This is a genomic window from Paenibacillus massiliensis 2301065 = DSM 16942, from assembly GCF_000377505.1.
Classification (GTDB): Bacteria; Bacillota; Bacilli; order Paenibacillales; family Paenibacillaceae; genus Paenibacillus; species Paenibacillus massiliensis.
In genome coordinates, this window is record NZ_KB898198.1 from 94285 (window position 1) to 106971 (window position 12687).

The 12687-nt window shown below is 46.6% G+C and carries 10 protein-coding genes and 1 CRISPR repeat array; of the genes, 1 reads left to right on the plus strand and 9 read right to left on the minus strand.

Annotation, left to right across the window (positions count from 1 at the left end; genetic code table 11):
* Positions 1 to 239 precede the first annotated feature (239 nt).
* Together D328_RS0123105 and D328_RS0123110 are read right to left on the minus strand one after the other, a co-directional pair.
* Positions 240 to 1640, minus strand: coding sequence for a hypothetical protein (locus tag D328_RS0123105; RefSeq protein ID WP_018887430.1), 1401 nt, complete (start codon positions 1638 to 1640; stop codon positions 240 to 242).
* 391 nt (positions 1641 to 2031) lie between these two features.
* Positions 2032 to 3344: a CRISPR direct-repeat array (repeat unit 32 nt; unit sequence ATTTCAATCCACGCACTCGTATTGAGTGCGAC).
* Positions 3345 to 3674: 330 nt separating this feature from the next.
* A complete protein-coding gene (locus D328_RS0123110; protein ID WP_018887431.1) occupies positions 3675 to 4565 on the minus strand; it encodes a YwqG family protein in 891 nt (296 codons plus the stop codon).
* A 238-nt stretch (positions 4566 to 4803) separates the two neighbouring features.
* Between D328_RS0123110 and D328_RS0123115 the strand changes: the two genes are divergently transcribed.
* Positions 4804 to 5070 carry a hypothetical protein gene (locus D328_RS0123115; RefSeq protein ID WP_018887432.1) on the plus strand — a complete coding sequence of 89 codons (267 nt, stop codon included), beginning with the start codon at positions 4804 to 4806 and terminating at the stop codon, positions 5068 to 5070.
* 287 nt (positions 5071 to 5357) lie between these two features.
* On the opposite strand, the gene D328_RS0123120 is transcribed toward D328_RS0123115, so the two are convergent.
* The 7 genes from D328_RS0123120 to D328_RS0123150 form a co-directional block, all read right to left on the minus strand.
* The gene (locus D328_RS0123120) at positions 5358 to 6446 is read right to left on the minus strand and encodes a low temperature requirement protein A (protein ID WP_018887433.1); all 1089 of its coding nucleotides are present in this window, start codon (positions 6444 to 6446) and stop codon (positions 5358 to 5360) included.
* Positions 6447 to 6682: 236 nt separating this feature from the next.
* A complete protein-coding gene (locus tag D328_RS0123125; RefSeq protein WP_018887434.1) occupies positions 6683 to 7129 on the minus strand; it encodes a hypothetical protein in 447 nt (148 codons plus the stop codon).
* A gap of 453 nt (positions 7130 to 7582) precedes the next feature.
* Positions 7583 to 7936 (minus strand): hypothetical protein, encoded by a 354-nt coding sequence (locus D328_RS0123130; RefSeq protein WP_018887435.1) that lies wholly within the window; start codon positions 7934 to 7936, stop codon positions 7583 to 7585.
* Positions 7937 to 10918: a deaminase domain-containing protein gene (locus D328_RS29630; protein ID WP_018887436.1), complete on the minus strand. Its 2982-nt coding sequence runs from the start codon at positions 10916 to 10918 to the stop codon at positions 7937 to 7939.
* A gap of 53 nt (positions 10919 to 10971) precedes the next feature.
* On the minus strand, positions 10972 to 11433 hold the full coding sequence (locus D328_RS0123140) for a DUF4280 domain-containing protein (protein ID WP_018887437.1): 462 nt from the start codon (positions 11431 to 11433) through the stop codon (positions 10972 to 10974).
* A 94-nt stretch (positions 11434 to 11527) separates the two neighbouring features.
* Positions 11528 to 12157, minus strand: a complete 630-nt coding sequence (locus tag D328_RS0123145) for a hypothetical protein (RefSeq protein WP_026281350.1) — start codon at positions 12155 to 12157, stop codon at positions 11528 to 11530.
* 13 nt (positions 12158 to 12170) lie between these two features.
* On the minus strand, positions 12171 to 12683 hold the full coding sequence (locus D328_RS0123150) for a hypothetical protein (RefSeq protein ID WP_018887439.1): 513 nt from the start codon (positions 12681 to 12683) through the stop codon (positions 12171 to 12173).
* Between the last annotated feature and the right edge of the window lie 4 nt (positions 12684 to 12687).

Consider the following 12687-nt stretch of genomic DNA (forward strand, 5'->3'; position numbering starts at 1 on the left):
AAAGACTAATCCAGCTTATAGCGAAGGAGCCTTCCTAATCCACCAATCGGATCGGGAAGGCCCCTTCTCTGCATTACAACTAACAAAGGAGCTACAACACTATGTATTGAGAAATCCATCATTTAAAATGTTACATCCCGCCTGTATGTCCCTGTGGTTGAATAACTATAGGCGATATCGGCTGCTCTCCTGGAACTTCTGGGATTAGTGGATTTATGAAGCATACCGCCATAAAGCAACTAATTAAAACTATAGAAGAAACCATCCTTTTCATCATGTTTAACCCATACCTCCTTGATAATTTTGTTAAACTGCTTCTGTGTTTCGGGTGTAGAATAATCACGATAATACTCAAATAGGCCCATCGCACTTAGTATCCGTGATCTATTATTAATAGTAACAGATAATTCCAAACATAGAATTAAAGATTTAAAGCCATACAAATAAGAACCACGTCCGAAACGATATTTTGCCGTTTTATACCAGAATCTAGCCATTTCATCTGGTAATACATTTCGGGTGTACACGTCATCCGACTCCTGATCCCATGAATCCATGACCCGATGTTCAAAACGCTCAATAATGGAGTCTATATCTACGTTATGAAGCATAGCCACTTCTAGAACATTTATCAGTTCCACGAAGATATTGTCCTGTTTGTTCTCAATATAATCTACGTACTGGTGAAGAACGCTCATATCACCTGACATAAGTTTATTCACACAAGCATTAATTTCAGCCCATGCTCGGTATGTTTGTATCCAATGCAGAGCTTCAGGATCTTCTTCCTTTACCCAACTGAGGTCACCATATGCCTGAATATGACGTGCGCCCTGCTCATAGTCTCCACGCTCGTCACAGGCGCTTGCAGATAAGTGGTCCGAATATGCTATATACGTAAATAGTGGCTTGCTGAGTTTATTGAATGCATCATTGTTTTTCCGGCCACTCTGATGCTTGAGCCTATACTGGATCTTGGCTTTCCGCCCCATGTTCTGGGCTAATTCAAACACCTTATCCCATTGTCCTATAGCACGGTAGAGATTGGCGAGGTCTTTCAGTGCGTCCAGTTGCTCGATTTCCTCCAGCCGTTCGGCATACGGTTCAAATTCAATTGCTGCTTTCATATTTTGAATTTGATCATCACCAATGCGCATCTGAAACAATCTGTAGTGGCAAGTAGCTAGACGTTCAGAATGCTGGTTCTTCTCGCTAAAAGCAACATTTCTATAGAGTAATGCTGCGGCTTCGTATTGCTTTTGCTCAAAAAAATCTTCTGCCAGGTCGAAAACCAGCCCTGCATAATATGTAAAATTGTCCATCAGTAGAACTACTACTTGGGCTATACAATCCAAACGATTCAATACCGCACAGCGATTAAGAAAGGATTTAACTCTCCTCCAATCCAGAGATGTATCAACGATATAATCTTGAACATATCGGGTGTAAAAATAGTCTTCCGGTTTCCCCATTCCTGTTGTTACGCAATCCAATTGGTGTACAGACAGAGCACGATTACTAGTCAAAATACTACTTACTGTTCCTGGATTCAGCCCGGTAACAGTAGCGAAATCACTCGTTTTCATATTATGAACCTGTAAATACTCACTAATTTCTGTCCGAATCGTGGGTGTATGCATGAGATACCCCTCTCCGCAATTACGTTTTTATGGTTTTATGGAATTAATATACACAAGTACTTTAATTATATCACTAGTATTCTCAAAACAAAATATTCCATTAATAGATGACATTTAAGACGACTGATGAATAAGAAGCAGGTACTTGATTAGATCATGCTCGAAACCAGGATTTTGCAGAAAACAAAAAGAGTGGCCCCACAATAAGGACCCTCTTACTTCGAGCTTTAGCTTACCTGTTATTTCTGGTATCCAGTAATTGTGTGCCGGAGAGTAATGTTATCAAGACTGCTAGTCCGTTAGACGACGAGGATTTTGGAGCTTAACAAGCTGTATTAATCCATGAGATTATACAGAGTGCAACATGAGACATTTAAAAATGGACATAGTTTTCTGAATCCACGCGCTCGTATTGAGTGCGACGTAGCTCGTCCGCGATGACCCGTGCAATTTCAGGTATTTCAATCCACACACTCGTATTGAGTGCGACCGCTTATCTTAAATTGTCACGCTGAAGACTTGTATATTTCAATCCACGCACTCGTATTGAGTGCGACGTCGATCATGACGGCGACATCTGGCACGCCGAGGAATTTCAATCCACGCACTCGTATTGAGTGCGACTTGTTCGGGATTATGTTCGGGAGCTGGCTAGTGATATTTCAATCCACGCACTCGTATTGAGTGCGACTTTTTGATTAAATCAATAAATTGCTTAATTGTGATATTTCAATCCACGCACTCATACAGAGTGCGACTTGTTATACCTCCTAACAGGATGAACGGCAGTAGGAATTTCAATCCACGCACTCATACAGAGTGCGACTACGGGTCCAGTGCTGTACCCAAGTCCTGTGACTTATTTCAATCCACGCACTCATACAGAGTGCGACCCGTCTGCCATCCTCGGCGGCGGTATCCCAACCACAATTTCAATCCACGCACTCATACAGAGTGCGACCCAGTAACACCCGACAAATTGCAGAAAAAGTAATTATTTCAATCCACGCACTCATACAGAGTGCGACTGTTTCTGTTTTCTGGAGATCCACATCTTACGATTATTTCAATCCACGCACTCATACAGAGTGCGACGCGCTTTAACCCCTCGATTGCTGATCCGATATCATTATTTCAATCCACGCACTCATACAGAGTGCGACCCATTAGGGTCAAGCAGCTTGCCGTCAGCAATCAATTTCAATCCACGCACTCATACAGAGTGCGACCACGCCTCCGACATGCTCAATTTGACGTTTTTCCTATTTCAATCCACGCACTCATACAGAGTGCGACACTACTGGGCTTATTTACAATGTAATAATAGGAAAAATTTCAATCCACGCACTCATACAGAGTGCGACTATTTTGCCAATGGCTCTTTATCATATATAGTTGATTTCAATCCACGCACTCATACAGAGTGCGACAACTGGATTATATAAACTAGATGGTTTATTAGTAGAATTTCAATCCACGCACTCATACAGAGTGCGACAAGATATACATATAATCATCAATAGTTAATTCTCTGATTTCAATCCACGCACTCATACAGAGTGCGACCGGCATCATGCCCATTAAATCCAATCCATCCTTTTTATTTCAATCCACGCACTCATACAGAGTGCGACTTTATAGTGATTCCACTCTTATGGTTTCTCAAATAAAAATTTCAATCCACGCACTCATACAGAGTGCGACAGCGGAAAACAACGTAAAAAAGGTGTTTCCACCTTCTATTCTACCGCACTTTCGTACAAATGAAAGGTATAGAGGGCTTTTTCCACGCCACCGGTTCACACCTTATTCACATTCGACTCAGTTTCGACAAAATCTGAGGTGCGAATCCCCCGGGGATTTCATGTGAGCTTGGGGTTCGCACCACTAACGCACGCAATTCCCCATGCCCACATAGAACCTCCTCAGTGACCACAATCCACTCTCATTTAACTTACATCATTTGCATCATTTACATTACTTATATCGCCTATATCACCTATATCGCCTATATCACTTATTTCCTTATATTCCCTAGCTCGAATACAAGGCACAATAAGTTCGTTCAAAGTTGCCTGCCAGCAGATCCTCTTTACGGATGAAGAAATGCAGCACGCCCGCATCCCACCAGCAAAAGCCGATCTCACTATCCGTCTCGATCTCCAGCAGCATCAAGGTATCGTCAATTTCCTGCTGTGCCCGGGTCTCATCTCCATCAAAATGTCCAGCAATAGCCTTCAGGGCTTTTTCCTTGCTGTATTCATATTTTTTATCCGTCAGGATTGTAAGAGCTGCCTCATGGAAGTCGTCGTCATGCTGCCCCGTTGGATAACCGAACATCACAGCTACATCGTCTTCCTCCTCGTTCATAGATAATAGCAGATCCTCATAATCCTCGTACTCATGCTCCTCGTCTTCAATCACATCATAATCCACGTAAGCATAATTCGGTGCTTCCAAGGAAGACCGTGCCGCTAGCTGGTAACCGTTGAATTCCTCTTCCAGCGCAGTTTCCTCAGGAGTCGAGCGACGACGCGCGGTGGGAAATTCCTCTTCCTTGGCATACAGCACCCGATGCTCGATGTTATAGGCAGGCTCATCCACTCCTACGAAGAAATACAGCATCCCCTTCGCAGGAAGGTGGCCTGTAGCGTCTACACCTTGCAGCTCTGCCAAATTAAGCTGTGCCAGGAATGTCATAGGCACGGGCACGTCATCCTTGGTTAGCGGCCATGCCCACTCCTCTGGCAGATCCGGCTCCCCGCCTATTCTGGAGCTACATACTCGCCCATAGTCTGCCGCTCCAGCTTTGATAAAGCGGATTCCCGCTCTCGTCTGCTCCTGCAGATACGACCGAGCATGTGTGAAGCTGTGCTCATCCAACAATTGATCTAGTTGCTGCTGCTGCTCTTCAGACAAAGACATGTGAATCCTCCTAATTTCTCAAGTCATTTTGAATTCCAATTGACATTGTTGAGCTTACATATAGCTGTTGTACAGACAAACCTTGGCCTTCAGAACCCACATACACGCAAAATATGGAGTCTATCGCTGTCTATGCGAGAATTTGCCTATGTCTTGTGCCATCATATATACTCCATATGAGTAAATCGCTTCCACATCATTTCTTGCTATCTACAATCTAGCATGGAGGATGATTGATATGCAATTCACAGACCAGGGCATACTGAACGTTACGTTGGAGGACATTTCAGGTCTCTATGCTTACCGAGATCGGGATGGAGTTGCCTTTGCGGATGGCTTTGCCTTTGAGCTTAAGCTGCAGAGAATCGAATTGACACCCGGAAGTGTGCGAGGTGTAGAGCTACAATTCAGTTCTGCGGAACTGGTCTATCCTGAAGATTATGCAGAGCTGCAAGAGGCGGTCTATGCTGTGGTCCGACAGACAGATCCTGAGTTCCACGGGTAAGTCTATCTTTTACAAACAGTTATCATCTCTTTCATTATCCGCATCTGCTCTAGGGCAATTGCAGGGGTTAGCACAGTCTCCTTTTGAGCAGGGGCTCTGCTACCAGCATACCTGCCAATACAAACAAGCGGGTGCACGATCCATACGATCACTGCTACCCGCTTCATGTTTTTTGTCCTGCCGTTGAGATTACTTTGTCAAGAGCACTCCATAAGACTACTCCATTGATCTCCCGCGATTCACCAGATTCCCGTGATTAGACCGCTACATATCATCGTGATTCCATATCAAGCTGTTAATTTCGCAAAAATGATAAAGAATGCTAACAGCTCATCCAGTATCAGCTGCGGTGAAGCAGCCAGATATAAGTCTGATACGAATAGCACGCCAATCACTGATGTCAAGGAGAGCATGAGCTTATAGCTCGGCTTGCGATGGCTGAACTTGAACGAATGGAAGGTGAACATCACCGACCAGAAATACAGCAGTACCGATCCGAACACAAAGCACAAGATGAACGTATACTCCAAGCCTCCAAGGTACAGCAGCTGCAAGGATGCAGCCATCATGCTTAGCGAGAGATAAATGAACAGGTGACCGTACATAATTGTCTGTCCTGCCGTCTGCTTTTCTTTATCCACATAGCGCTCGACGTTCTCGAAATACTGCCACCAGACGGCAATGACCAGCATGAAGGACAAGGCTGTATACACAATCGACTGAATCGTAAAATGCTGCTCCTCTAGCACAGAGATCATGCTAACAACAGATTCTCCGAGCAAAATAAGGGTGAACAGCGCGAAGCGCTCCAGCAGGTGTGACGTCTGAATCGGTGTGATGACCAGCTTGCGCCGCCCAATGATGGGCACTAGGATATCGATCGCAATCCCCGCATACAACACCACATACCGCAGTCCCGAGTCCAGAAAAATCGACAGGCAAGAGATGACGATGCCAATCCAGAAATACTTTCCGAAGAAACTCGCTGTCTCGCGCTTATGATGCGTGTGAGCACGGGCCGTTATCACATACTGAATCGCAGTTAACGCCCTTAGACCGATGTATCCGATCAGAAACGGTAAATAGTTCGCATCAAAGTTCACGTCCAGACTCGCGATCATAATCAGCACAAAGAACATCTGCACAATCATAGCTACCCGTTGTGTATTACGATCCTCACCATAACGATTGACGTACACCGTCTGACCGACCCAAGCCCACCAGATCGGGATGAAAATAAGTATGAATTTTCCCAGATGCTCTGGTGAAATACTTCCATGCTCGACATGCAATAGCACATGCGTGGCTTTGGAGACCGCAGCGACGAACAACAGATCGTAGAAGAGCTCAAGCCAGGTCACCTTTTTCTCCAGCATTCGTATAATCTTCCTCCTCGTCAGCGTCAAACGACGTTGTGATATGTCGATTCTTATTCTATAAAATTTTAAATAAAAAGTCTGCACTTTACTTTACGCCGCCGATCTTGCGCAAGGATAGTCTGAGCGCTTCTTTGACCTTTTATAAGTCTGGAACGCTGTGGCCATACGCAAAAATACAGCTATCCAGAGATAGCTGCTTGCGGTCAAGTCCTTGTTTCGTATTTTCTGTAGCACTACTTCTCTTTCTGTGTCTTGCGTATACTGTAATCCGAGGCGATAAGCTCTATATAGCTGTCATTCCCTGTAATAAGATAATGCCGCAGGTTCAGACGATTGCGCGGGTCGTATAGAGGCTGTCGCTGCTGAAGATGCTGCGAGTCCGGTACGGCATAGAACCCATTCATTCCTTGCCCATCCAGAATCTCGAACTCCCCATGATGTGCCTCGTAGAAGTTCAAGCTTATACAATTGACCTCCGCGACAATCGGAAAATAAATCTCCAATTCCTCGTATTCCATTGGTTCTATCGGCCGGATATCCGTGGACAGGGCATTCGCTGGCTGGATATCAGACTTTTGGGCATCAAGCCGGATTGTAGCCCCACCATGCTCGGTGTAGACGACCTCCACATCCGTCGTAGATATGATGAAGCCGATTGGCTCAGAGACCAGGTTTAACATGTATGTATTCATCCTTTCCAGAAAAGAAAAGCTAGGGATACGATCATCCCTCTAGTTCATGTTCATCTTAGTGTATTGGGGCGGTGGATGGAAATAAATTGAAGTTCATAATTGATAAAGCCGCATTACAAGCAGCACAGGTCAATTACGGTGGTATCTGACCATAATCAACCTGTTTGATGATCGAATAGCGTTATTTAGGTTATAAAATTTAAGCATTTGATGTGCGTACAAACAAATTAACAAAATCTTCATATAGGTATTACATAAGTTAAGTCTACTTGAAATCAGCCGTGCTACTCATTCGGCACTGGGTGGGGGGGAGATCACTTCATCATCCCCCTGTTCATAACAAAAATCGAAAAAAGATAGAACACCGACAGTTAACTGTGTTGCTTCGTTAGTTGTGTTGTATCTCACTAGAAAACCGTGCTCCACAACAATAGTGTATTATTAGACTTTGCTTGTTAGTTCTTTATATTTATTCTTAACCAGTTCCAAGTACTCTTCTAGATACTCAACCTCGTGCTCATCTAAGCTGTCCTGATAATTAATCTTATCTGACAAATCTAAGACTCGTTTCATATTAGTAATATCTAGTTCAGTAAATGCAACATTATGTCGCATCATTAATTGGGTTAGTAAGGAAATGGATAGTATACTACTGATGTTATCAGCGCTAATATATTCATAGAAAGATTGATAGCAAATGCCAGCAGATTGTTCATAAGTATGTTCATGTACTGTAACCTCAAAATAAAAACTATCAGTTATTAAATATTGCAGTTCAAAAAAATTATCACTCACTTATTTTGCTCCCCCTTTAGTTTTATAGATGACTTCGATAGTTATATTAGGATATTTCGCTTTAAATTGTCTAATTACATTACTACAACTTGGGCAACAATCTAAATCAGTATACAATTTAATATTTCCTGCGACATCTGTTTTATCTCCTAAAGACGATGCTACTTCATTAAGAATTTTAAACTCGGTGTCTTTACTTCGATCCCATGCACCATCACCGTCAACAATATTTTCTCTATTAACCTTCTGTGTTGTAAAAAGCTTGTCCTTTCCTAGCGGCTCAGTAGAAATGTCTTGTATTTTGGCTCTTGCAGATGGATCTTCTAAATCCTCTATTTTGTTTATACCACTATGAGCATAATAATCCTTCTTGTTTAATCCTTGTATATTGACCTCAGCATATCCAAAATTATATTTATTTCTTATTTTACTTGGGAGGTTTTTCTTCATTTCTTTTACTTTGCTTATGAATTCAGCATCAACAGTTTCATCTAACTTCCGAGAATTACCCGTCCCCTCAGCCTCTTCATCCTTTCTCTGTTGCTCCTCATCTTCCCTTCTTTTCCGTTCATCCTCGTGATGATCTCTAGGTGGCTTATCCGGTCCACCCCCAGAGCCTCCACGACCATTGCTATCCATCCGGGAATAGTCCTCGAACTCCCATCTCGGTCGCCCATTACTGATTTTCCCGAATCCGACGGGAATGAGTCGCTTGGAAAAGATATTCATCCGATTCGCAAGGCTCTGCATAAAGCTCTCCAGCGAGGCCATATCCAGCGGGAGCCGCAGGGCGTTCGTCTTCAATTTCCCATCTCCACCCAGACTTTTGACCGCCTCGTGCAGGGTATCATTCCATCGAGGAGCAACCATACCCCTCCCGCCTGAATTTCCGCTCCCACTACCTGACTTGCCGCCTGTTGACTCCCCGTGTACTGCTGGAGTGCCCTTGCTCACATCTCCGACACTCTTGGCGAGCTTAGCCGCACCTTTTGCAAATCCGATGATATCCACGGCCCGTTCCGCTGCTTTGATCTGGTTATATCCCGCATTATAGCTTTCCTCGGCGCTGCGAGTGAGCACGTTGCCCTTATCGTCATAGACCTTCACAAATGGATCAATCAATGACTCCCCGGCTCCTACGATGTCGTTGCCCAGCTCAGACCAGCTTTTCTTCAGCGTGACCGTATCTGCAATATACGTCCCGGTTGCCTCCACAGCACGTCCTAGCCCTGCCTGCGTCTCATTATGCTCCAAAAAACCTTTACCAAACATCTCGCCGGGCTCGACCACGGGATTGAGCAATTGCGCACCCATATCGACGACATCCACGGCAAAATTCCACACGCCCTCGACGAACTCTATGCCAGCATCCAGCGCACCCTTGCCCTCTTCCAGCGCATTGTCCAGGGCGCGGGAGGCCATGACCATTCCGATCCCTTGCTCAGCTACCTGCTGTTCGAATGCCGAGAGCAGCGGCTCGCCATAGAATTGATGCACGGAAGCTTCGAGCTGTACCTCCGTCCCTTGGCTGTTCACTTGCTCCGCCAGATCCAGCTTCTCCGTGGTTGTACCCAGATGTAGACCGTCAGAGCCGACGAACTGAATACGTCCGCCAGACAGGCTGAGGCCGCCTGACGCCTGAATCTGGACACGTTGGGTGCTATTCAAGCTCACACCATAGTGGGCATTCATGTTGATGTACAAGGCGCCCTCCTGAGCATGCATCGCCAGCTCCTGCTGGCCTAATGAGATTTCTTTGCCCTCTGGATTGGCAAAGGATTTGACCCCGGGATCGGCCGTCTTCCGTGCATGGCGCTGAGCTGGCGATTCGACGATAGCTCCAGGCGCAGCCGAACTAGCAGAAGACGCTCGGGGTACATTCGTCGAGGGCTTCGTTCTCACGGATTGAATGACCATCGCGTCATCCTCATCCTGCCCCGGGAAGTACAGCTTCACCTGTGCACCCTTCTCCGGCATGAGATACCACACCTGATTACCCTCGGCTGAATACGGGAACCATTGAGCCGCTTGTGGCGGTTGCTTGTCCAGATCCAGATGCAAGCGCACCTGATTCCGGCTGACCTCGATAATCTTGCCTTCAATCGACGCACCGATAATGGTCTGGTTGTACCTCTTGGGTACTCGCAGCCCTTCGGGAATGGCACACTCGTAGGACCAGGTCATGAGCCCTCGTACCAGCTTCCCTTCTCGCCGGGTAATCACATAGACCTCGTGTCCACGCTGGACCTCGTCCCCTAACTGCAGGATACGATCCCAGTCGAACGCATAACGGGTATAATCCTCTGCACGTACGCTCGCCCCACGGTTCGTGACCTGATCCAGATAAGGAGCGAGATTTCTTTTCAATGTAAAAGGAACACCCTCCAGCCGAATCTGCTTACCCGTCTGCGGAATCCCGATCCAGATCTGAGGGTGATGGGACAGTGTATTCGGAATGAGCGTGGCTCCCGCATGCGAGGCCAAGCGCTGTAAGAAGGCCCAGTCCGTCTCCTGATATTGCAGAATGAACTGCCCTGTAGCTTGCTTGCTGAAGGCTTCATCGATCTTGTCCGCCCCCGGATAGTCATTAAGAACAATATCTACAATCTCTACGAATTGTTGATCCACCCGCTGGAAGGATCGATTCTTGAATTCGGTATCCAGCTTGAAGCTGTGGGAGATGATCTCCAGCTGAACCGTGGCCTCCTCCGGGGCGTGGTGTACTTGTACATCATACAACTGCCCCATGAATAGGGGACGTCTTGTACCTTGCTCGTCATCGTACCATAGCTCGATATTGTCGTCTGCACTGGCCTCCTTGAGAAGAGACTCGGCCAGCGAAGGGTCAACACCCCCCTGTATCCTTAGTCTGGCGTGATCTCCCCATTCCTGGAGCATGTCCATCTGCTGAAGACGGATACTGCCATAGGGCCAGACGACATGTATTTGTTGATAGGTCAGGCGGTCTTTCTCTACATTCATACCCATGTCTCCTTGGTTCTTCTCCTGATTCATCTATGGACTCAGAGATCGTCTTAAGCGTCCTGCCCATCATCTGTAATCGAGATAATCCCGCCGCTCTCGGGAATATCTACTACAATAAGGGACGGGCCTATTGGCATCCGAGCGCCAGGTATGCCTTTGCAGTTGCATGTTAATGTGCAATCACTTAGCAGTGCAGGGGCCCCCTCGATGAGTACATCCTCTTTCCCTCCCGTCCATTTGGCTCCGAATTCAATCTGGGGCTCGCAAGGAGCACCTTGCAGCAGTTTGCATAGTCCAAAAGCATACTTCTTGCTTATGTTGGCGCCGCATATGGCATCTTCTACGCTCAAGACGGGCTTGTCCTTGATATAGACACCATGGCTGTACATCATATTGAGCACACCGGGATCTGTCCCCTGACTGCATTGCAAGGTGGCCCCTCTCACCACATACGTCTTTTCACCACCAAATGCCCCCTGGCTTAAGGCCTTGACTAGCATCTGTAAAAGCATGTTCAGCCTCCTTCTAATCGGATCATGTTCAGTCCTATCTATTTCAACCCATTTATATTGGCTTCCCAGTATTTCGCCTCATGAATTCGCCATATCAGCTACGATCCGTCCAAGTCGCCGTGCGGAATATCGCGTAGATGATAGGAGTCCACATGGACGCCTGCTCCAGCTTGAATTGACAGCTCACCATTAACGACCTCTCCCGCCAAGAGCGGATGAATCCAATCTGTAGACAGGGTGTAGGCATCACCGGGAAGACGCAGGTATAGCTGTGGACGTGAGTATCCTGAAGCGGTATAAGCTTCTGCTCCACCCTCATCATGGCAGGCTGTATACGTCCTATCTGATGTAACAGATGCTCCTGATATTCTTCCACCTGTGCAGGAAGCAGTTCCTGTGCGCTATGGTGAATACCCAACAAGATCCCCTGCTCATGATCCCGAGCCGTCCAGCTCCCGGGCTTCTTATTGGCTTGCTGTGCAGGAGTCTCAGGAATCCAGCTTACAGGCAAGTGCAGGATGAGATCACCACCCAATAAGGGGACCGGATGAAATGAAATCTGCTGCCCCTCCGGCAACACCAATGCGCCATGCGGAATCTCCTCTACAGCCTGCTCTGTGGTTATAAGCATCCAGTTCTCTTCGTTCTCTGTTGTATCTATCTTTTCCCGCAGCACTTGCTGATTGCGCAGCTTCAGGAACGTTTCATCCCAATACATCTTCAAGTCCTTCCTCCCCTCACATGAACTCCAGCTTATGCAGACGGAAGCCCGTAAGGCCGCGCCGAAGTAGACTTTCCGCAGCCTCCAGACTCACGATGAAGTAGGGCTCTCTTACACCGCCAAGCCGAAAATAATGATGCTCCTTAATCTGCACTGCATCCAGTACAAGACGCTTCAGGGTCTGATCATGCGGGTGGAACTCTGAGTGGATGGAGGTCCCCTCTACTACAGGAACATGAGCTATCCAATAGAGCTCCTGATGATTCGTGTCTGGGCTCACCAGATGGATCTGCTTCCAGCGAATATGTACGTTGTACAGCTCCAGAATTCGCTTCATGGCATCCGACACTAACGGCTGCTCCCTGGATACAGGAAGCCAATCCGTATAATCCTCCTCCGCCGCAGCCTGAGCCTGCCATACTTGGGCAGGTGGCATACGGACGAACGGCGTATCCAGTAAGTCAGGGTGGACCAGCTTGAGACGGCGGGAGGTACGATCTTCATCTACAATTGCATAATATTGGTGCATAGCA